Here is a 505-nt window from a genome sequence, read left to right as displayed (position 1 = left end):
GATCTCAAATCGATCTTGGAGAAAACTTTGGCTCCCTTCAACTGATCAAACAGATCATCAATCCTTGGCAGAGGATACTTATTCTTGATAGTGACATCGTTCAAAGCACGATAGTCCACACACATTCTCTTAGTTTTGTCCTTCTTCTCAACAAAAATAACCGGGGCACCCCAGGCGAGGTACTCGATCGGATGTAACCTTTCTGAAGCTGTTCATCCACTTGCTTCTTCACTTCTACCATCTCATTAGCTGCCATCCTGTAGGGTCTCTTATAGATTGGTGCAGTTCCTGGTACCAAGTCGATACGGAACTCGATCTCTCTTTCTGGTGGCATCGTTGTGAGATCATCTGGAAACACCTCCGGATACTCACAAACCACTGGTATGTCTTCCAACTTCTTTGGATCTTTGATTGTTTTCGAGGGTTGTTCTTCAGCTTCCATCTGATTCAAACACGTCCTAGTTATTACTGACTCTGGTGACTGATATGTCACAAGCTACGTAGA

At 44.0% G+C, this 505-nt stretch carries 1 protein-coding gene; it reads left to right on the top strand.

Features of this window, described 5'->3' with window-relative positions:
- Positions 1 to 197: hypothetical protein (locus tag GMC_RS23310; protein WP_238527893.1), on the top strand; the 197-nt coding region annotated here is incomplete at its 5' end.
- Between the last annotated feature and the right edge of the window lie 308 nt (positions 198 to 505).

Source organism: Aquimarina agarivorans, from assembly GCF_000218485.1.
GTDB classification, from domain to species: Bacteria; Bacteroidota; Bacteroidia; order Flavobacteriales; family Flavobacteriaceae; genus Aquimarina; species Aquimarina agarivorans.
Note: the sequence above shows the minus strand (reverse complement) of the source record. Positions and strands in the feature narration are given on the sequence as shown.